Annotated in this window: 17 protein-coding genes; 8 read left to right on the top strand and 9 right to left on the bottom strand. The window is 68.4% G+C overall.

Annotation, left to right across the window (positions count from 1 at the left end; genetic code table 11):
* Positions 1 to 29: 29 nt before the first annotated feature.
* The 7 genes from ACWZJV_RS17870 to ACWZJV_RS17840 form a co-directional block, all read right to left on the bottom strand.
* Complete coding sequence (locus ACWZJV_RS17870) at positions 30 to 2084, bottom strand: protein kinase domain-containing protein (RefSeq protein WP_457177561.1); 2055 nt, start codon at positions 2082 to 2084, stop codon at positions 30 to 32.
* Between the two features lie 82 nt (positions 2085 to 2166).
* Positions 2167 to 3729 carry a serine/threonine protein kinase gene (locus ACWZJV_RS17865; RefSeq protein WP_457177559.1) on the bottom strand — a complete coding sequence of 521 codons (1563 nt, stop codon included), beginning with the start codon at positions 3727 to 3729 and terminating at the stop codon, positions 2167 to 2169.
* 84 nt (positions 3730 to 3813) lie between these two features.
* Positions 3814 to 4857 (bottom strand): hypothetical protein, encoded by a 1044-nt coding sequence (locus tag ACWZJV_RS17860; RefSeq protein WP_196875628.1) that lies wholly within the window; start codon positions 4855 to 4857, stop codon positions 3814 to 3816.
* Entirely contained in the window at positions 4854 to 5510 is a 657-nt protein-coding gene (locus tag ACWZJV_RS17855) for a DUF2867 domain-containing protein (RefSeq protein WP_196875629.1), read from the bottom strand. Before ACWZJV_RS17855 ends, ACWZJV_RS17860 begins: the two co-directional genes overlap by 4 nt.
* 75 nt (positions 5511 to 5585) lie before the next feature.
* Positions 5586 to 6263 (bottom strand): response regulator transcription factor, encoded by a 678-nt coding sequence (locus ACWZJV_RS17850; RefSeq protein ID WP_196875630.1) that lies wholly within the window; start codon positions 6261 to 6263, stop codon positions 5586 to 5588.
* Positions 6260 to 7450, bottom strand: a complete 1191-nt coding sequence (locus ACWZJV_RS17845) for a sensor histidine kinase (protein ID WP_457177556.1) — start codon at positions 7448 to 7450, stop codon at positions 6260 to 6262. Before ACWZJV_RS17845 ends, ACWZJV_RS17850 begins: the two co-directional genes overlap by 4 nt.
* A gap of 16 nt (positions 7451 to 7466) precedes the next feature.
* Positions 7467 to 8480 (bottom strand): TerC family protein, encoded by a 1014-nt coding sequence (locus ACWZJV_RS17840; protein ID WP_457177554.1) that lies wholly within the window; start codon positions 8478 to 8480, stop codon positions 7467 to 7469.
* Positions 8481 to 8788: 308 nt separating this feature from the next.
* Here ACWZJV_RS17840 and ACWZJV_RS17835 point away from each other — a divergent pair, with 308 nt between their 5' ends.
* The 4 genes from ACWZJV_RS17835 to ACWZJV_RS17820 all read left to right on the top strand — a co-directional run bounded on the left by ACWZJV_RS17835 (position 8789) and on the right by ACWZJV_RS17820 (position 11894).
* Complete coding sequence (locus ACWZJV_RS17835) at positions 8789 to 9319, top strand: flavin reductase family protein (protein WP_457177552.1); 531 nt, start codon at positions 8789 to 8791, stop codon at positions 9317 to 9319.
* Between the two features lie 47 nt (positions 9320 to 9366).
* On the top strand, positions 9367 to 9762 hold the full coding sequence (gene sodN / locus ACWZJV_RS17830) for a superoxide dismutase, Ni (protein WP_008362648.1): 396 nt from the start codon (positions 9367 to 9369) through the stop codon (positions 9760 to 9762).
* A gap of 579 nt (positions 9763 to 10341) precedes the next feature.
* Complete coding sequence (locus ACWZJV_RS17825) at positions 10342 to 10890, top strand: copper resistance CopC family protein (protein ID WP_457177550.1); 549 nt, start codon at positions 10342 to 10344, stop codon at positions 10888 to 10890.
* The gene (locus ACWZJV_RS17820; RefSeq protein WP_457177548.1) at positions 10887 to 11894 is read left to right on the top strand and encodes a copper resistance D family protein; all 1008 of its coding nucleotides are present in this window, start codon (positions 10887 to 10889) and stop codon (positions 11892 to 11894) included. Before ACWZJV_RS17825 ends, ACWZJV_RS17820 begins: the two co-directional genes overlap by 4 nt.
* Before the next feature lie 84 nt (positions 11895 to 11978).
* Here the strand turns inward: ACWZJV_RS17820 and ACWZJV_RS17815 are convergent, their stop codons facing one another.
* The gene (locus tag ACWZJV_RS17815) at positions 11979 to 13367 is read right to left on the bottom strand and encodes a PepSY-associated TM helix domain-containing protein (RefSeq protein WP_457177546.1); all 1389 of its coding nucleotides are present in this window, start codon (positions 13365 to 13367) and stop codon (positions 11979 to 11981) included.
* 573 nt (positions 13368 to 13940) lie between these two features.
* Between ACWZJV_RS17815 and ACWZJV_RS17810 the strand changes: the two genes are divergently transcribed.
* From ACWZJV_RS17810 to ACWZJV_RS17795, 4 genes are all read left to right on the top strand, one after another.
* Complete coding sequence (locus tag ACWZJV_RS17810) at positions 13941 to 16244, top strand: YncE family protein (protein ID WP_457177544.1); 2304 nt, start codon at positions 13941 to 13943, stop codon at positions 16242 to 16244.
* 219 nt (positions 16245 to 16463) lie between these two features.
* Positions 16464 to 17693: a copper resistance CopC family protein gene (locus ACWZJV_RS17805; protein ID WP_196875637.1), complete on the top strand. Its 1230-nt coding sequence runs from the start codon at positions 16464 to 16466 to the stop codon at positions 17691 to 17693.
* 25 nt (positions 17694 to 17718) lie between these two features.
* The gene (locus ACWZJV_RS17800) at positions 17719 to 18186 is read left to right on the top strand and encodes a hypothetical protein (protein ID WP_196875638.1); all 468 of its coding nucleotides are present in this window, start codon (positions 17719 to 17721) and stop codon (positions 18184 to 18186) included.
* Positions 18187 to 18209: 23 nt separating this feature from the next.
* Positions 18210 to 19517: a hypothetical protein gene (locus tag ACWZJV_RS17795; RefSeq protein ID WP_457177542.1), complete on the top strand. Its 1308-nt coding sequence runs from the start codon at positions 18210 to 18212 to the stop codon at positions 19515 to 19517.
* 36 nt (positions 19518 to 19553) lie between these two features.
* Here ACWZJV_RS17795 and ACWZJV_RS17790 read toward each other — a convergent pair whose 3' ends face one another.
* Positions 19554 to 20774: a lytic transglycosylase domain-containing protein gene (locus tag ACWZJV_RS17790; RefSeq protein ID WP_457177540.1), complete on the bottom strand. Its 1221-nt coding sequence runs from the start codon at positions 20772 to 20774 to the stop codon at positions 19554 to 19556.
* Positions 20775 to 20843 lie beyond the last annotated feature (69 nt).

Genomic DNA, 20843 nt, shown 5'->3' with positions numbered 1-20843 from the left:
GAGGGCCCCGCCGACCGGTACGTCGAGGATCAGGCCTCGACGTACCGCCGCCGCCCGCGGAGCGGGCGCACGACGAACATCCCGGCCAGCAGCGCGAGCCCGGCGAGGAGGGCGGCGACGGCGAGGATCCCGCTCAGGACGACCTTCGTCTGGATGCCCCGGTGCTCCTCGCCGACATCGTCGGACACGATCAGCGTCATCGCCACGATGGTGTCCTTGAGGAGCTGGATGAAGCGGGTCATGTCCTCGGCCCAGACCTGCGCGGCCGGCCTGCCCACGCCGTGGGTCTCCAGGTCCGGGACGACACCCTCGAGCGACCCGTCGTTGATGACCTGGACGACGGCGTTCTGCGACACCACGCCCCGGGAGCCGTCCGCGAAGGTGCCGTCGGAGATCTTGTCGAGTGCCTTCTGGGTCGCCTTCGGGGCGTCGGCGTAGAAGGAGCGCGAGTTGAGCTGCCAGGACGTACGCGCCTCGCTCATCGCCTCCATCGACTCCTCGTCGATCCGCCCGGTCATCAGAGCGGGCACCATGATCGCTCGCTCGATTCCCAGCGACTCGGCCGCCGACCTGACGTACTTGAGGTTGGTGACCTGCTTGTAGATCTTCTCGTTGCGGATGTTGGGCATCTCGGTCGCGAAGTCGAGCAGCTCGTAGGCGGTGTCGGTGTAGGCGGCGATCGCCGCGTCCGTGCTCGCTTTGTCGCCCTCCTCGAGATCCTTACGATAGGCGTCGATGCCCTTGAGGACGGTGTACGTGCGCTCGACCCGCTCTCGCAGGCTCGGGGTGTCGGCGAGGTCGATCTTGGTGATGTCGGCGTGCCACGCCTCGATCGAGTCGTCGGTCACCTGGCGGTAGGCCTGCCGGACCGCGTCCGGGACCTGGTCGGAGCCCAGCGCGTCCCGCTCGAAGATGAGGTCCATCCCGAGCTCGTAGCTCTCCGGGAGAGCACCCGCGATCGTCATCGCCCGGCTGGAGACGGCCCGCTCCTCGAACGCGTCGGCGAAGGTCAGCCCGCCCAGGACGAGGGCGATCACGACCGGGACCAGAAGCGCGCCGAGCACCCGGGTGCGCAGAAACCACGGCTTCGGGGCGGCATGGGACCGAGGCGTACGTTGCCCCGACTCCACCACACCGGCGATCGCCGTCACCGGCGAGGCCAGCGACGGCGAGGAGGAGGACGAGGACGCCTTGGGGGCCATGATCGCCGCGGGCTTGGGCGGGGCCGACAGCTCCCGGCTGCCCGCCGCGATCGCGGGCACGACACCGGGTCTGCGCGCGAAGGCGACGACCTCGCCGGCGGTGGGCCGGCGGGAGGGGTCCTTGTCCATCATCGACGCCACGAACTCGTCGACGTGGGCCGGCACGGTGACGACGTCGTTGACGTGCGGAACCGGAGCGGTCACGTGCTGGTAGATCATCGAGACCGGCTCGGAGCCGGCGTAGGGTGCCCGCCCGGTGAGCAGCTCGAACGCGACGCAGCCGAGCGCGTAGATGTCGCTCGGCGGGCCGACCACGGTGTCGGCGGCCTGCTCCGGAGAGATGTAGGGCAGGCTGCCCATCACGTGGCGGGTCGAGGTGAGCCGCTCGGCCTGATGGTTGGCCAGCTGGGCGATGCCGAAGTCGAGCACCCGGATCCGGCCGTCACCGTCGTAGACGAGGTTGGACGGCTTGATGTCGCGGTGGATGATCCCGGAGGCGTGGACCGCGCCGAGGGTGCGCGCCACCTGGACGATCACCTCGCCGGTCTCCTCCATGGTGAACCGCCCCTGCTTCTCGAGCCGGTCGGCCAGCGTCGGGCCGGGAAGCAGCTCCATGACGAGGTAGACGATGCTGCCGTACTCGGTCTGCTCGACCCCGACGTCGTGCACCTGCACCGTCCCAGGGTGGCTCGCCGCCGTCGTCGAGAGCGCCTCACGCCGGAACCGCTCGGTCACCTTCGGGTCGGCCGAGGTCTCCACGACCTTCACGGCGACCCAGCGTTCGAGCCTGATGTCGGCGGCCTGCCAGACCTCGCCCATCCCGCCGCGGCCAAGCAGTCGGTGCAGGCGGTAGCGGCCTGCGATCGGGGGGCGCGTTCGCATGCGCATATGGTGTCGGACTCACACCCCGTGCGTCTCGTGTACGCACCGATGAATTCCGCCGATCTTCGCTGAAGTCGCCGGTTTACGCATCAACCGTTCGCTTTCGTGCTCGCAGCAGAGCGATGCCCAGCCCGGCGAACAGCGCCAGCAGGATGCCGCTGAAGATTCCCCAGCCGATCGTCTGGTTCTTCGCCTCCCGATGCTCGCGGTCGACGTCCTCGGCGAGCTGTCGCGCGGAGTCCACGACCACCTTCTTGAGGTCCTGGACGTAGCTGGCCGCATCGGCCAGCCAGATCTGGTCGACGGGCCTGCCGTCGGCGCCGTCCCCGAGCTGCCGGATCACGTCCTCGACGTCACGAGCGTTGAGCACCCGGATGACGGCACGCTGGGACGAGACCGCATAGGACCCGAACTCGAACGACTGACCCGAGATCCTGTCGAGCGCCTGCCGCATCGCCGGATCAGCTCGGGCGTGGATCGACGCCGAGTGGGTCGCCCAGGAGTCCTGCGCCGCGCTGAGATCGGCGATGCCGTGGTCGCTGATCCGCTCGTTCCGCAGCGCGTTCGCCATGATCCTCCGCTCGAGTCCGAGCACCTCCGAGACGGACCCGATCAGCTCGAGGTTGCGCGCCTGCCTGGCCAGCGAGTCGTCCTGGAACGAGGGCAGCTCGGCGGCGAGGTCGAAGAGCCCGTTGACCGCGTTGGTGTACATCTCGACGGCCGCCAGCTTCCCGGACCGGTCGCCCGCCCGGGCGGCCGTGCGGATGTCCGAGAGCCGCTCGATGGCGGCCGCCGTCCTCTCCGTACGCCGCCGCAGCCCCGGGTCGTCGGCGGTGTCCAGGTCCTTGATCTCGGCGGCCCAGGCCTCGATGGACCTGTCGGTGATCTGCAGGAAGTCCTCGGTCAGCGCCGCGTCGGTCCGCAGCGCGTCGCGCTCGATCGAGAGGTCGAAGGCGAGCTGGAAGCTGGTCGGCAAGATGTTGGCCAGCGGCCTCGCACTCCCGACGGTCGACGTCGTGTCGCCGGCCCGGAGCGTGCCCCAGCCGCCGAAGACCAGCCCGGGGAGGACGAGGAGCATCAGCACACCCAGAAGCGTGGGCGAGAGGCGCGGGCCGGTGATACCGGTCGGGCGTACGATCCGCTTCGGCGGGGCAGCGACGCCGCTCTCGAGCACCGCCGCGACCTCCTCGGCCCGAGGGCGCTTGGTCGGGTCCTCGGCGAGCATCGCGGTCGTGATGCCGTCCAGGTGGCCGGGCACGGTCACCAGCGTGCCGACCCGCTCGGGCTCGATGCCTGCGTACGGCGGGCGGCCGGCGAGCAGCTCGAAGAACACCGCGCCGAGCGAGTAGACGTCGCTGGCGGGGGTGATCCGTCGGCGGTCGATCTGTTCGGGCGACATGTAGGGCAGGGCCTCACCGCCGCGCGGCGGGACCGCACCGATCAGGGCGACCCGGCCGCCAGGTGCGTACCCGATGGTGGCCGGCCGGACGTCGCCGTGCACCTGCCCGACGGCGTGACCCGAGTCGAGGATGCGCGCCACCTGCGCGACGACGGCGGAGGCCTCATCAGGAGAGAAGCGGTTCGCCTGGGCAAGTCGGTCGGCAAGGCTCTGACCGTTCAGAGCGGGTCCGCCCTGTCCGGTCAAATGGTTCAAATGCTGGCGACCGGCGCGTGGGGGACGGATACGCATGGGTACATGGTCCCTGTTGAGCGCCGTTCCAGCCCGGGATCAGCCGAGAGTTTTCCTGGGCGTGGCCAAGAGTTCCACTTGCCCGGCGCGTCGTCCCAGGTAGGCCAGGCAGGCGACGGCGAGCGCCACGCCCCACACCGGCCAGAGCATCTCGGGGGCCCATGCCGCCCAGTCCGAGGTGGCGCCGGGGACGGCCCAGAGGTCACCGGCGACCACCATCCGCCAGAAGGACAGCCCGGCGGAGGTGACCGCGGCGGCGACCAGGATCCCGGGCACCAGCGCCATCGCCACCGGCACCGGACGGCCGCCGAACCGCGGCACCCAGGCCCAGAAGACCTCGCCCCAGCGGGCGACCAGACCCCAGGTCAGCACCGCCCCGACGACCGCGAAGAGCGCCAGCCCGAGGCCGGCCCATCTCCCCGAGCCGAGCTCGTCGAGCATCTCCTGCCTGATCCCGAGCGGCACGCCCACCGCCCAGGCGATCCGGGTGACGGCGTAGAGGAGGGGTACGACGACCGCGACCGTGACGGCCGGGCGACCCCAGCGCGCCCAGCGACCCCAGTCGATCCGGCCCTCCGGTGCGGCCCGTTCGAGCAGACCGATGCCGGTGACCACGCTCGCGATCCCGCCGACCGCGTGCGCGAGCGCCGTGCCCGAGTCGAGGAAGATCGCCCAGTTCAGGTGGCCGGCGGCCGGACCGACGCCGACCAGGGCGAGCAGCGTCTGCGGCAGATAGCCCAGGAAGGACAGCGCGCGGACGTCGGAGACGACCAGCGCCACCACGAGCCCCACCCCGACCAGCAGCCAGCCGGCCCGCCGCTGCGTAGGACGCTCCCGGCCGACGGCTCCCGCGACCCCGGCGGCCAGCACCAGGAGCGCGGCGACGGTGACCACCCAGGACATCTGGGTGCCGCTGAGCCCGCCGAGCGGCGAGGCGGGCTCGGGCGCCCACGGGTCGGACGTCCGGCCCACGAGCGCGAGCCCGGACAGCGCGCCGTAGGCGAGCGCCCAGGCACCGGCCACCCAGGGCGCCGCGCGGCGAACGGACGATCGGGGCTGCGTACGTTGCATCGTGGTCGTCATCTCGACAAGCTCGATACATCGCATCGGGCCACCCCCTGAGCGTTCTCCCAGCGACGGCCGACCGTGCGCAGCAGCGCCGGGTAGACGACGAGGTAGCGGAACGGCTTGATGAGGGCCATGTAGGCCTCCCCGAACAGCCCGTTCGGCCGCACCAGCACGCTCAGCTGCGCGCTGTAGCCGTCGGGCGCGGTCTCGTCCTCGACCCAGCCGAGGTGCAGGACACCGTGCATCGTGCGGTTGGCGATCTCCGCGGCGTACTCCCGGTCCGTCAGGTAGAGCGCGTGGAACGGGCTCGCGTCGCGCTCGGGTCCGGGATGGTCCCGGAGGTCGGCCGGGAGCCGGTCGACCAGCGAGGCGACGCGGCGCCCGAGGCCGTGCTCGTCCTGCTCGGTGCCGAGCATCCGGCCGAGCGCCCAGCGGACCGCGAAGAGGAAGCGGTACGCCGCCGGGAAGTCACGCTCCTCGCCGCTCATCATCGACTCGACGAAGCGGGGAAAGTCGTCGGCGCCGCCGTGGACGGGCAGGGCCCAGACGTCCTCGAGCTCGAAGTCCTCGGTGATCTGGTGGATCCGCCATGACTGCCCGGAGTAGGCGCCGGTCGGAAGCGGTCTGGTTCTGATCGGGGCGGGCCCGACGGGTGCGTGTGTGGTCATGTCTCCACACTCGTGCGCGCGCGGCCGCGGTTCGTCGCCCTCAGGTCGCGGGCCTCTCATCCTCCAGGATGAGGCTCAGCTCCGGGGTCCGACCAACCCGGTCTCGTACGCCAGCACGACCGCCTGCACCCGGTCGCGCAGGCCGAGCTTGGCGAGCACATGGCCGACATGCGTCTTCACCGTCGCCTCGGAGAGATGGACGCGACGGGCGATCTCGGCGTTGCTGTCGCCGGTGGCGAGCTCGAGCAGCATGTCGAGCTCGCGGGGCGTGAGCGTCGCCCGGATGTCGGCGGCCCGCCCGTTGTCCGGAGCCGGAGCGGTCGCCACGTGCTCCAGCAGCCGGCGCGTCGTCGACGGTGCGACCACCGCGTGACCTGCGTGAACGGTCCGGATCGCCTCGACGATCTCCTCGGCCCGGGCGTCCTTGAGCAGGAACCCGCTGGCACCGGCGCGGATCGACGGGAACGCGTAGTCGTCGAGGTCGAACGTGGTCAGCGCGATCACGCGCGTCGCCGGCTGCTCGCCGGTGATCGCTGCCGTGGCCTGGATCCCGTCGAGGCGCGGCATCCGCAGGTCCATGAGGACGACGTCGACCCGCTTCGTACGCACCAGGGCGAGCGCCTCGTGCCCGTCGGCCGCCTCACCGGCGAGCTCGAGGTCGGGCTGGCTCTCCACCATCATCCGGAGGGCCGAGCGCATCAGCTCCTGGTCGTCCACGATCGCGACCCGAATAGGGGTCTCTGGTTCCGTCACAGCGGCATCATGGCGCGGACCCGCCACCCCTCGCCGCTCGGCCCGGCCTCGAGCGTGCCGCCCACCGCGGCCACCCGCTCGCGCATCCCGCTCAGCCCTCGGCCGGGCGGACTCTGGATGCCCGCGCCGTCGTCGCTGACCTCGACCCGCAGCTGGCGCCCGGTGCGGGTCACCGACACGGTCGCGACGGCTCCGGGACCCGCATGGCGGGAGACGTTGGTGAGCGCCTCCTGTACGACGCGATAGGCGGTCAGACCGACGGCAGGAGCGACCGGCCCCGGGTCGTCCGCCTCGAGGTGGACCCTCAGACCGGCCTCGCGCATCCGGCCGACGAGGTCATCGACGTCGGCCAGCCCCGGCTGCGGCTCTGTCGAGGCGATGTATCGAGCTTGTCGAGATGACTCGCCACCGAGCACACCGAGCAGCCCGCGCATCTCCGCGAGGGCCTCCCGACCGGTGGTCGCGATGGTGTCGAGGATCCCGGAGGCCCGCTCCGGCTGCTGCCCGACGACCATCCGGCCCGCCTCGGCGTGGCTCACCACGACCGCCAGCGAGTGCGCCACCACGTCGTGCATCTCCCGCGCGATGCGCTGGCGCTCCTCGGCAGCCGCACGGTCGGCGAGCTGGTCGATCCAGGCGGCCCGGGTCGCCCGGAACCGGCCGAGCGCCCAGGCCGCCACCGTCGCACCAAGCGTCGCGGTGGCCACCATCAGCCACCACGTCCACCCCTGCAGCCCGGTGCCCTCGAACCCCGACAGACGTACGACGGTCACCAGGCAGCCGACCAACCCGATCCCGAGCGCGATCCCTGGCCACGGCCTCCGGTCACGTGCGCTCACCGCGTAGAGCAGCACGAAGAAGCACAGGCTGCTCGGCAGCAGCACCGGCCCGTAGTCGCTCCCCGCCGCCTCGGCCGTGGGCCCGCTCAGGTCCGGGGCCGCGACCATCACGAGCTCGGCCACCGACCCAGCCGCGAAGGAGACCAGCGGCCAGCGGCGGGCGGTGGCCACGGCGCTGTGAAGAACCACGAGCGCGGCGACGAGCGCGATCTCCCAGCCTCTGGCGATCTCGCCCTCGAGCACCGACGTCCAGCCGACCGGCAGCAGCACCAGTGCGAGCGCCCCCGCCAATGCGACCTGCCCCAGGTCACCGAGCCAACGGGGACCTGGGGCAGGGACTGAAGTCATGACCTCAGCGTAGGGCTTACATGCTGCGCGGGCCGGTGGCCTCGTCGCGCTCCTTCTCGGTCATGCTGCGCGACTTGAGCAGGCTCAGGATGGTGGTGATCGCCAGGATGCCGACGATGACGCTGAGCGAGACCTCGATGGAGACCTCCGGGGCCCACTCGACGTGGTGGCCACCGTTGATGAAGGGCAGCTCGTTCTCGTGCAGCGCGTGGAAGACGAGCTTGAGACCGATGAACCCGAGCAGGATCGCCAGGCCGTAGGACAGGTAGACCAGGCGCTCGAGCAGACCGCCGATGAGGAAGTAGAGCTGGCGCAGACCCATCAGCGCGAAGATGTTGGCGGTCAGGACCAGGTAGGCCTCATTGGTCAGACCGTAGATCGCCGGGATCGAGTCGAGGGCGAACAGCAGGTCGGTGGTGCCCAGGGCGCAGATGACCACGAACATCGGGGTCGCGACCCGCTTGCCGTTCTCCCGGATGAACATCTTCGCGCTCTCGCCCCACTGCGAGGTCAGCGGGATGTGGCGCTCGAGGAACTTCACCACGGCCGGCTCTTCGTACTCGTCCTCGTCCTCGCCGCCCTCCAGGGCCAGCTTGACCGCGGTGTAGATCAGGAACGCACCGAAGAGGTAGAAGACCCAGCTGAAGTTCTCGATCGCGGCCGCACCGACGGCGATGAAGATGCCGCGGAAGACCAGCGCCAGGATGATGCCGATCAGCAGCGCCTTCTGCTGGAACTGCCTCGGCACCGCGAACTTGGACATGATGATGATGAAGATGAACAGGTTGTCGACCGAGAGCGAGTACTCGGTCACCCAGCCCGCGAAGAACTGCGTGCCGTACTCATGCCCCGCGAACACGTAGATCCCGATGCCGAACAGCACGGCCAGGCCGATGTAGACGCTCAGCGCGACGATCAGCTCCCGGCGCGAGGGCTCGTGCGGACGACGGCCGATGACGAGTACGTCGAAGAGCAGCACGGCACTGGCGATGCCGATGGTCAACCACCAGATGAGCGGGGAGACGTCCACGAAGGGACTCCTTAGATCGTGAGGCAGAGCGTTTCTTTGGGAAGGTTAGGCGACCGGCGTCCAAGCTTCGAAGTCGTAGCGGCCGCAGCGTCCGTCGACGCCATCGGCGACGGCGCTGGAATCGGCGGACTGCGCCATCCCAACCGGAGTTGTATAACAAGTCCTTAGCTAAACTAACAAGTAACACCTCCGGCTGGTCCATGATCTCAGGCGCGGAAAGGCCGATGAGTCCTCGATCACACCATGGATCACTGGACCTCAACTGGACTTGATGTTTTAGCGTCGCTGCGAAAGAGAGAGGAGGGGGTGTGAGCGACACACTCACCGACCAGTTCAAGGCCGGCTTCCGTCGATACCCCACCGGCGTGGCCGTCGTCGCCACCTCGACCGACACCGGGCCCGTCGGGGCCACGGTCTCGAGCGTGGCCTCAGTGAGCGCGAACCCGCCGATGCTGTCGTTCTCGGTCTCGCGCTCCGGCCGGTCCGGGCCCGCACTCACCGCGAGCGACCGTCTCGCGGTGCACGTCCTGACCGATTCCCAGGCCGACGTGGCTGCGGCCTTCGCCGACCGCACCGCACCGCGGTTCACCGTGGCGCAGGGCTGGACCCTCCAGCACGGCGAGCCACCGGTCCTGGACGATGCCGCAGCGAGCTTCTACGGGCAGGTGGTGCGCGTCGTCCCCGCCGGTGAGGCCTGGCTGGTGCTGCTCGAGATCGACGCGGTCAGTCTCGACGAGACCGCCGAACCGCTCCTCCACCACGACCGGCACTACTGGTCGCTCGGCCCGTCCGCCGGCACCGTCCCGCTCGACCGCATCCTGCCCGAGAAGGCTTCCTGACCGTCGGGCTCGACGGTCTGTTCACCACATCATCGAGAGGATCCACCATGCGTCTGTTCGCTCCCACCATCGAGGTCTCGGCCCACTGCGACCTGCCCTGCGGCGTCTACGACCCCGCCCAGGCCCGCATCGAGGCCGAGTCCGTCAAGGCGGTCATCCAGAAGGCCCTGGACAGCGACGACCCCGACTTCCGCACCCGCGCCATCATCATCAAGGAACAGCGCTCCAACCTGGTCAAGGAGCACCTGTGGGTGCTGTGGACCGACTACTTCAAGCCCCCGCACTTCGAGGCCTACCCCCAGCTCCACACCCTCGTCAACGAGGCCACCAAGCTCGCCGGCGCCTCCGGCACCAAGGGCACCCTCGACCTCGAGACCGCCGACAAGCTCCTCGCCAAGATCGACGAGATCGCCGAGATCTTCTGGGCGACCAAGAAAGCCTGAGGAACGAAGTCCGACGCGAGAAGCCAGGTTCCGGCAGCCAGCCGGGGCCTGGCTTCGTCGATTTCTCGACGCGCTCGAGGCGATAGGCGTACGACAGTTCCGTCACCAGCGTGACCAGCACCCTGTCCCCATTACGCACTCACACCAACAGTTAAAGGCTGAACAACAGCCAGGTGTTACCAGGGTGTTGCAGCCACCCCGAATCGCTGAACGCCAGCGTTAAGAACACTTCACTCAGCACTTTTCGTTGTTACAGGGGGCATGCGCATGCGTAACTGCTCCGGAACCGGTCTGAGATCAACTATAAGTGCCAGATTTTCGGCGCTAACGACATACACATTGCCGTGCGCGTTCGCGAACACAGAATGGGCATTCACCATCCCGATCCCATTCGTCCTTCGCCACCGGGCACTGAGGCCATAGATGGCGCACGACACGTGGTGCTGCGCTCTCATGCGCAGGCCCGGTGTCGACTGAGCCAGGACCCCCTAGTTCGATGACTCGAGACTCGCTCAGGTGAAAGCAATGTCGAATTCTTCCACACGCGGATCGCGGCGACTCGCGACGACGTTCGCAGCGATGATCTTCGCGCTCTCGTTCCTGACTCCCACACTATTCACAGCGGCCCCAGCGTCCGCGCACGCGCACTTGGTCGAGAGCCTTCCGCAGGCCGGCGCCGTGCTCGCCGCCGGCCCGTCGGAGGTAGTGCTCACTTTCGACCAGCCGGTCCAAGCGTTCCCCGGCGCAAACGGCGTAGTGGTGACCGGCCCAAAGAACAGCCACTGGGCGTGCGGTCGTGCTCACATCAACGGGAACACCCTGACCGCCTCGATGAGTGAGGTGGGGCCGCCGGGCCGCTACCAGATCCACTACCGAGTGCTCGGAGCGGACGGTCACCCGATCACAGGGTCGGTGCCGATCGACATCCGGCGGTCGGCGTCCGCCGCGTACACCGCTTCCACAGCTTCCGCCGCGTCCGCCGCCGCAGCGATGACGGCGTTCAACGTGGATCAGCCGCGTGGTCTGGCAGCGATGCCCGCGTGGTTGTGGATCGCGCTGCTGTCCGCGATCGCGGTGTGCGTCGGGGCTGTCGGCCGCCGGACCGTACGCCGAACGGATGCGATATGAACGACCGTGCCTGGCTCCTGCAGGTATCGGCGCTTGTCGGCGCGAGCCTCGTCGTGCTTGCCTTCGGGATACTCGTCACACTGCCCCACCCGGTCGTCGGCATTCCCGAGCCGTCGGTGGTGGTGCGCACCGGAATCCCGCTGCTCCGCTGGATCGCGAACGTGTGCGCGATCGGCGCCGTGGGCTCCGTGCTGGTGCTGGTGCTTCTCGGTGAGGCTGGTCGCGACCGTGCTCCTGCCCTGGCCCGACGTACGTCAACGGCGGCGGTGTGGACCGCAGCAGTCTGGACGGTCGCGGCGCTGCTGGGTCTCTGGTTCAACGCGGCGGAGATCTCGCTCCGCCAGCTTCGGCTGCCGGTCGGCGGCGTGCTCGGCTACGGCGGAAACGTCAGCCTGGGTCTCGCACTGCTGATCAGCGCCGGGTCGGCGGGAGCGTTGACCGCCTATTCGGTTGCCCGCTTGCGGCGGCCGTCGCTGCCGCCGGACGTGGGCTTTCTGATCGCGCTGTCGGGCCTGACGGCCGTGTCGATGAGCGGGCACCCTTCGCAGGGTGAGCCACCGTTGCTGCTGATGACGGCGAGCGCCCTCCACGTGACCGGAGCGGCACTCTGGGTGGGCGGACTGGCGATCACCTCCCTGATCATCGGCGCCGACCGCCAGGCGCTGGCTGTCGTCCTTCCCCGGTTCTCGAGGGTCGCCGAGGTGAGTTTCGCGCTGGTGGGGGTCAGCGGCCTGTTGTTGGCCGCGACCCGGCTGACCGGCGACGTGACGCCGCCCCTCGGAGACGTGGTCGACGCATTGACACAGACCGGTGCCGGCTGGCTGGTCATGGGCAAGCTCGCCTGCATGGTGCTACTGGGCTGCTCGGGGGCGTACATCCGTTCTGCCGTCGTCGACCGCGTGGCACGCCAACAGCCCACGCCACTCACCGCGTGGGCCGGGCTCGAGCTGGCCGTGATGGCGGTCGCGGTCTCGCTGGCCACGGCGCTCGGGCGTCCCCTCTGACACGTAACGGCCTCTGGTCAGGGCAGGTTGACGCGCTGCCGAGGCTCCAACCGCTTTCGGCGGCGTCTCTGCTTCGCTGAGGCCTCAGAGAACGGTCACACGGGCACGGCGCCGCCGCAGCGCATTCACGGTTCCGTCGAGGACGACGAAGGCGACGAGGGTGACGCCGAAGACCGGCATCGCCCAGCCAAGGGCACCCGCCATGAGAAGCACCACGACCAGCGTCGGCACCGACAGGTTGGGCCACACCGGCGCCGGGGCGGAACGCCCGGACCGAGTCGGCCTGCGCTGCCACCACATCCGGTATCCCAGCCCCAGGAGCACGAGCGACCCCAAGGCCAGCAGGGCCAGCGCGAGCTGGTTGGCCAGACCGAACAGAGTGCCGCTGTGGGCGGCGATACCGATGCTGGTGAGCTTGGCCATCAACGGGTAGTCCTCCCAGCCCAGGCGGGCAGTGACCTGCTCCGTGTAGGGATCGATGACGACGGAGGTCTTGCGGATCGGCATCCCGTCGGACGACTCCTTGACGGTGAAGGGCTCTTCGGCAGCGTGCGGTGGGACGACAGTGAGTTCACCCTGCAGACCTTCGGACCTGGCCACCTCGACGGCACCGTCGAAACTGATCGGCTCAGCACTGTCCGCGGGCGTCACCTCCGGCATCGAAAGCCAAGGTGTCTTACCGTTCAGGGCTGTGATCGCGGCGTCGACGCGTCCACCCGCATAGTTCGACCAGGTCAGGCCGGTGATGCTGATGCCGAGCAGTCCGACCGCCAGCCAGAGACCCAGGACCCCGTGCCAGGACCGATTGCGTCCACGTCCCTTGGCCGTGAAGGACGGAACCAGCAAGGCCCGCAGGGATCGGCCACGGGCGCGTTTACTGAGCCACAGCACCAGGCCACCGAGCACGATCAGGGGCAGCCAGCTGGCAACGAACTCGGAATAGAGCCGACCTGGGTCACCCAGGTGCAGGTTGCCGTGGAACTCGCGCAGCCACACCTGCGCGGGTGGGCGGTTGTCCACGGTGACCAGCTCCCCGTTGACGCCACCGGTGTACGGATCGACGTACACGGTCAGCGACTCGGAGGAGAAGTCGCTCCCGGTCTCTTTCAGGCCTTCGATGCCCCCGAGCACGACCTCGGTGGTTCGGTCAGGGTTCTCCGCCGGAATGACTGACGTGACATGTGCTTCAGGATGGACGGCGAGGGCCGCCGCGACCTGCTCCGACAAAGGTCGGGGGCTTCCGGTCTGCGCCTCGACATACAGTTTGTCGCCGTACAGCACATCGTTGATCTGGGGGCTGAAGGCGTAGGCCAGGCCGGTCAACGCCAACACCGCAAGGAACGGCGCGACCAGAAGGCCCGCCATGAAGTGCACGCGTCGCGCGAGCAACCACAGCAGGGCGCTGGAGCGCTTTCGGTCGGGCGTGCCGGGACCAGTCCGGGGCTGTGAGGGTTCGGTGGGGATCGTGGTCATGCCAGCACCCGCTTGCATGCAGCGCCGGCGACGACCACTCGGATCTTCCCTCCAGCGCCGTCCTGGTAATCGTAGGTAAAACCAGACATGACCCCTCCTTCTTTACTTTTCACCTCGAATACCCAACTGGTTGCGGATGTTTCAGAGGTTTGTTTTGGATGTTTCAAGGCTTCACAGAAGCGCTATTCAGGCTCAGATAGTCAGTAGGCCGACCAGGTATGTCTGCTTCGTCGCTGTGATGTAACGCGGCAGTAAAAAGAGGACGAGGGCGCCCAATTCTTCCTTTTCAGGCGGCCACCCGCGGCCCGCATTAGAGGTCCCCGAATAAACGCCCCGGGGTATTATCGAGGTGAAACCGCCCGGGGTATTATCGAGAACATCACGCCTGGTTTTTACCTCATCACTTCCCGGCTCTTAATGCCGCTCGTGAGGCTGTGAGGTCCCATTAACGATGAGATTTCGCCCAGGGTTCTGGGGCCTTAATGCGCACAGGATTTAGTGGATCACACTCCTCGGAATCCCCAAATCTTCACCTTGGAGCTCACATCAATGCGCGAAAAGGAGATGCGTTCTATGTCTGAATTAGCTCCCCAAGGCTTCTTGGGGCTCAAGAAGCGACGGCGACGGCTCGGTGCAGTCGCCGTGGCGGCGGCCTCGGCGATCACAGCAGCGAGCCTGACCACGATGCCGGCGGTGGGCCAGCAGCCGGTCGGGGTGGGCCCGCTCCCCATCACCTTCGACCTGACCGACGAGAACGGAGGATGGTTCGACGCCGGGCTCAACCTCTTCGGCAGCAAGTCCCTCGCGGTCGGCGTCCTCCCCCGGGTCGCCGTACCTTCTGGCGGCCTGCCCTCCGTCGGTGGTCCGGTGCTGCCGGCTGACGGGTCGTTGGTGGAGAACCTCCTCGGTGGGCTCGGTGCCGCCGGCGGAGCGGGTGCCCCGACCGACCCGCTGGCCCTCGACACGACCCTGGCCACCGTGAAGGGCATCGCGAAGTCCTCGCCGGAGGCGGCGTCCAAGGCCGCCGAGGCCGAGAAGCTGATCGGCGAGCTCGAGACGACCGTCGCCGACATGCCGGCGGACGAGCCGGTCGACCTGACCTCGCTGCCGGTCGGCGTGGACCTGGCGGGTGTCCTGGACTCCCTCCAGGAGTTCGCGGTCGAGGGACCTCCGGTCACCGTCACGTTCAACGTGGACCCGGCCAAGTCGCAGGGAATCCGTAACCCCATCGGGCTGATCGCCCCGGAGGGAGCGGACGAGTTCCCGTACATGGATGCCAAGGGCGCCTTCTTCGGCGAGAAGACGATCCAGCTCACCGAGCCGGGGCTGTACGCCTTCACCGACTCGGTCGCGCCGTACATGCTCGGCGCTGTCGTGGTCGACGACCCGCTCACCTTGGGTCTCGACTTCGGCGAGAAGCTGGTGGTCAACGGCAAGCCCGAAGCCGTTCCGTCGAACGCCGACATCATCCAGCGGCTGGTGAACGCCTTCTTCACCATCACCAACCCGAACAACTGGCAGCAGTTCAGCAGCACCAAGGAGGTGTCCTGGAACCCGGTCCAGCCGCCCGCCCCGATCCTGCAGTACGACGCGGACGGCAAGCCGGTGCTGATCCCGAACCTGGACGCGTACTACGACCAGAAGTTCGAGTACCCGAGGAAGCTGCCTGCGCTGAAGAAGCCCACCACCCCTGGCGTGGGTGAGGTCTGGATGGCCACACAGATGGAGGACTACGCAGGGAAGGAGAAGCACGGCTCCATCACGAAGATCGACGTGGAGAACTGGACGATCGATCGGAAGATCGCGGCCCCCGAGATCAACATGAACAACGTCCACAACATGTGGTCGGACAAGAACTACAAGTACGTGTACGGGAACGAGTGGTTCGACAACGAGACCGACGTGTTCGACCGGGAGACCGGCAAGTTCGTGCGGAGCCTCGAGGTCGGGCCCAACCCGGCACACGTCATGACCCGTCCGGGCAACGACAACCTCACGATCGGCATCAACGCCGGGACGGACATCGTCGAGGCGGCACCAGGCGCCACGAAGGTCGTCAAGCGCATCCACGCCGACCCGGAGAGCGGCATGACCCCGCACCCGCACGCGCACTGGACCAGCCATGACGGCAAGACGGTCGTCGCGCCGAACACGATGACCGAGGAGGCCGTCATCGCCGACTTGGACTCGGGCACCGTCAGGCACGAGCCCGTCGGGGCGTTCCCGATCGCCACGTCGATGACGCCGGACTCGAAGAAGGCGTACCTGTCCAACTTCCTGGGCATGAGCGTGTCGTGTGTGTCGCTCAAGGAGGACGCGTGTGCGACCCCCGACGGCGGTGTGGCGAAGAACTCCACGATCGACCTGTGGCAGAACTACGACCCGCAGTCCGGCCCTGAGAAGGGCAAGTCGTGGGGCGGACTGACCATCCAGCTCCCGGTGAGCCCGGACGGTAAGGCGCTGTTGGCGGTGAACACCCTGTCCCAGACGGTCAACGTGATCGACCCGAAGACGCACAGGTTGATCAAGGATCTGCCGTGCAACGCCGGTTGCCACGGCGCCAACTTCGGCGCCAAGCAGGGTGGCGGCTACTACGCCTACGTCTCCAACAAGTTCTCCAACGCCATGCAGGTCATCGACGTCGACCCGAACAACGATGGCGACATCTCGGATGCCGCCATCGCCGGCCAGCTGCCGCTGGGACCGACGTCGGACACCAAGATGGACGACGAGCTCGTCGCCCACCCCGGTGTGGGTGGACAGGGCGTCCTGGCCCTCCCGCTGGTCTACAACGGCTGGTCACAGGAGATCCCGGCGGCCTGGCGAAAGGGTCTGACCTGCGAGCAGATCAACCCGATCGACGAGTCGGCCTGCTGATCACCATCTGACACCACCGACGGTCCGGGGCTGGGCAGCGCAGCCCAGCCCCGGATCGTCTCTGCCGGGCGCCGGCACTTTCCCCAGATTCCGACTCATGCAGGAGGTCCGCCGATGACGGCGCAGAAGATTCGCCCACAGGCTGTCACGACCCCATCGCACCCCGGGTTCCGTCGGCGCGTGATCGGCCTGGTCGTGTTGGTTGCAGTCTGCTGGGGCGTGTTGCTCACGGTGCTGCCGTCGCCAACCGGTGACCCGGTGCTGGTCGCGCTGAGCCCGAAGGACGGCGAGACGGTGAGGTCCCCCGACGAGGTCCGGATCACGTTCGACCGGCCGGTCCCCGCGGAGCTCGCGACGGTCCAGATGACGGATCCCGCAGGCGAGCGCATCGTGTCGACCCGGCCGTACAACCCGCCAGATGCCGACGACACGGTTGCCGTGCCGATGCCGAAGACCCGCTACGAGGGGATCTACTCGGTCGTCTGGTCGGTGCCGTCCAGCGCCCTCGAACCGATGGTCGGGTCGTCGACATTCTCGGTGTTCTCCGCGGCGAGGCTCACCGCTGTCCCCGGGCTCGTCGTCGACCGTGACCCGGTCGTCGTCACGGTCTACACAGTCGCGGGAGCCCTCGCGACAGCCGCCCTGGTGCTCGGCGTCGGCACCGTGTTCGTGCTCGGGGTCGTCTGGCCCGAGGGCATCCGTCGCCCGGGATCGCGCCGTCTTCTCGGGTACACATGGGCGACCTTGGTGCTGGCGACGCTCGTGTCCCTGCTCTCGTTCGGCGGTTACGCCGCCCGGACCTCGCTCGGGGACGCGTTCGATCCGGCACTCCTCGCCGGGACGTTCAAGTCGGACATCGGGGCAGCGCTCATGGCCCGGCTGCTCATCCTGGTGCCGATCACACTCGGCTTCTGGCAGCTCCTGCGAAGCGCGCCCGCCCGGACCCCGGTCGAGCGCTGGACGTCTGCCGCCACGGTGCTCGGGGCCGCCTCGGCGTTGGCGGCCACCTGGGTCTTCGCCCGCCCGCACGCACCGGCGGGACCGGGGCCGCTCACCGTGGCTGCGGGCACCGCTCTCCTACTTGCGGCTGCGGTCGTCGTCGGCGTCGCGGTGATGCAGTGGACGATCCTGCGTCGAGCCGGTGGACAGGCGGCGCCCGCCAAGCGGCTGCTCGCCCAGATCATGCCGGTGGGCGGTGCGGTGCTGCTGCTCGCGGCGACCGCGACCGGTGGCTGGCGGCTGATCGCCTACGGCGCGCTGGCGGTGGTGATCTTCGGCACGGGGGTGGCACTTCTGATCCGGGAGCGGCGCCGCAGATCCGACCCCGTGAAGAGCCGCGGCCGGCGGGACAAACCCGCTCGCCGGCGGCTGCAGGAGGTGGCCGCGGTGTCGGCCTCGGCCACCGTCGTGGTGCTCGCGGCGCTGCCCGGTTCGGCCCTCCCCGGTTAAGACGCGGCTCACACGAGAGGTACCCATGCCTACGTACCACCGCCCTCTCGGGCGATCCAGCATCACCATCGCCGCGACGTTCACGCTCGTCCTCACGCTCGCCGCGTGCGGAAGCGCCGACGAGGACACCGCCCCATCGGCCGAGTCGACCGATGCGACGTCCTCCGTGACCCCTTCGGTTACCACATCGCCAGCAGCTCCGGTCAGCCCCACGACCGCGTCAACCGATCTCGGTCCGACTCTCACGGTCACGATCGACGGCGACGAGGTGTCGCCCAATGCGGAGGAGATCCATCTCGGCACCGGAGAGAAGCTTCTCGTGGAGATCGACTCCGACCGAGCCGGCGAGCTGCACGTCCACTCCGCCTCCGAGCAGCTCATCGAGTTCGCCGAGGGGACCACGAACAGCGAGATCGTCGTGAGCACCCCTGGCACCGTCGAGGTCGAGGACCACGACACCAGCGCAGTCGTCGCCCTCATCGAGGTGCACTGACCTTGTTCCCCATGATCCTGCCCATGCATGGCTTGGGCGGGGGCGCCGACCTGCCCATTCCTGCCCCCTTCGCGATCGCCGGCGGCACCGCCGCCCTCGCGCTGTCATTCGTCGTCCTGCTCCTGGCGTGGCGTACGCCTCGGTTCGCGACGGCAGGCGGCGAGCGAACTGTCCACGTGGGTCTGGCAGGCCTCCTCGACAGCCGCGGCTGGACCACGAGCATCCGCACACTCGGGATGACGTTCTTCTGCTTCATGCTCTGGCCCGCGCTGTTCGGGCCGGACCTGCTGAGCAACCCCACCTTCGGCGTGGTCTACGTCTGGCTCTGGGTCGGCATCGTCTCGGCTTCGCTGCTGTTCGGCCGCTTCTACCGCGCTGTCAGCCCGGCCCGTACCCTCCACTCGATCCTCGCGAAGGTCGCCGGGCGACCACCTGGCGAGGGCCAGCGCCGATATCCGGCCCACCTGGGGTACTGGCCCGCAGCGATCGGTCTGTTCGCCTTCGTCTGGCTCGAGCTGGTCTCACCCCAAGCGACGTACCTGGGCTCGGTTCGCGCGTGGTTCGCGTGCTACCTCGCTGCGATGTTGATCGGCGGCGCGATCTTCGGCGAACGATGGCTCGAGCGGGCCGACCCGTTCGAGGTCTACTCCACCCTTCTGGCCCACCTCTCACCCTGGGCACGCAACGACGACGGCGACCTCGTCTGGATCAGTCCACTGCGGCACATCGCCCGCGTGCCGAGCGAAGCAGGACTGGTGGCCACGGTCGCCGTCCTCCTCGCAAGCACCGCATACGACAGCTGGCGCGAGAGCGTGACCTGGATCCGGTTCGTGCAGTCCAGCGGCATCGATCAGACCGTGTTGGGAACAGCCGGTCTGCTGACGGCGGTCACCGTCGTCGGAGTCGTCTTCATGGCGGCGTCGATGGCAACAGGGGCGGATGGGAAGGTCGCTCGCTGGCAGACCCCACGTCGGCTGGCTCACTCTGTTGTCCCGATCGTCGTCGGCTACATGGTGGCGCACTACCTGAGCTTCTTCGTACAGGTCGGCTCACAGACTCTGATCCAGATCAGCGATCCCATCGGAACCGGGGCGAATCTGTTCGGGACCGGCGACTGGGAGGTCAACTACTGGTTCTCCCAGCATCCGACCTTCCTGGCCACGACCAAGATCGTCGCCATCGTGACCGGGCACGTCTTGGGCGTCATCGCAGCTCACGACCGTGCCTTGGAGTTCCTCCCACGCCGTCACCAGGTCGCAGGTCAGTTGCCGCTACTCATCGCGATGGTGCTCTACACCTACATGGGCCTCTACCTGCTGTTCGGAGCCTGACACGGTCAGCCGACATCCTCGACCCTGTCCACCAGCTCAGCGGATCAGGTCGTCGACGCACCGGTTCCAGGCCACCAGGTCGAGCCGACTCACGCCGTTCACCGTGCACAGCGTGATCGCCTGGGTCAACGTCACGACTTGATCGACAGGTTCGCTGACAGGGGCTGGAAGTGGCTCGGTGACCTTCTCGAGAGTCCCCTCGTCCTCGTCCTGGCCGTGCTCGGGCGGCGAAGACGGCTCCGGAGCAGGTGACTCGGGTCTGGTCTCAGGCTCGTCTTCCGTGCTTGCCTGACCACCGCGATCCCGGTCCGGAGCGGAGGCCGGGCGATCCGTCGCGCTGTTGTCAGCCCCCGGGAACCGCCCTGTGTTCGGTACCCCGTTCTCGCCGTTGGCAGCAGCGTCAACCCGCCGATAGGAGCCGGACATGGCGGTCGCCGGCCCGATGTGGTCGGGAACGGCGGCGTAGTCACCCTTCAGGTACGCCACTCGAGTCCGCAGCACCTGGTCGGCGTAGGACCGCGACCGGTTGTAGCGGAGGAGCGCTTCGCGGCGGCCGGCCTCGCTACCGAGATCAAAGGGCCCTGAGCACAGGTACACCGCTGCTGCCAGCGCGGCGTCATTGATGTTCTGTGGGTTCCTCTGCCCGTCGCCATCGGCGTCCACCCCGACGGCCGACCACGTGGCAGGGACGAACTGCATCGGACCGACAGCACGATCCCAGACCTTGTCCCGGTCGTACTGCCCGGCGTCGGTGTCTTCGATCGCCTGGGTGTCGTTCGTACCGTCAAGCGGGATGCCGTAGATGCCTGGACGGGAGACGCCGTCGGGGCCCAGGGTGCTGCCGCCGAAGCGGCCGTGGTCCGACTCCACGTGACCCACAGCCCCGAGCAGCTGCCAGTCGATGTTGCACGTCTCGTCGGCAGCGTTGATGACGGTCTCAGCGCGCTGGTACGCGGCAAGTGCAGCTGTCGGGATTCCACTTGCCGAAGCGGCCGACGCAGCCTGTACGACACGCCTCTGTGGCACTCCGGCCCGGACGACCTCGGGTAGGGAGTAGCTCGCCGGTGCCTGCGGCGCCTCCACCGGCACCGAGATTCGGCTGGAAGCCGTGGCGCTCAGCCCGCTTGGGCCAGCGAACGCGTAGGGACCCATCAGGTGCGCGCTCCATACGAATGACAGGGCGGCCAGATGGACGTGGGCGGCAACGCGCCGCTTCGTGCTCGACGTCGGTATCTCGGCACTATCCGTGGCAAGCATGGCACCTCCGCAGGGTCCACAGTGATGACGCTGGGGCGAAGGATCGCACCGTTGCGACCGGAGACAGAC

Source organism: Nocardioides sp. WG-D5, from assembly GCF_054031175.1.
This window is presented reverse-complemented; position numbering and strand designations above follow the sequence as displayed.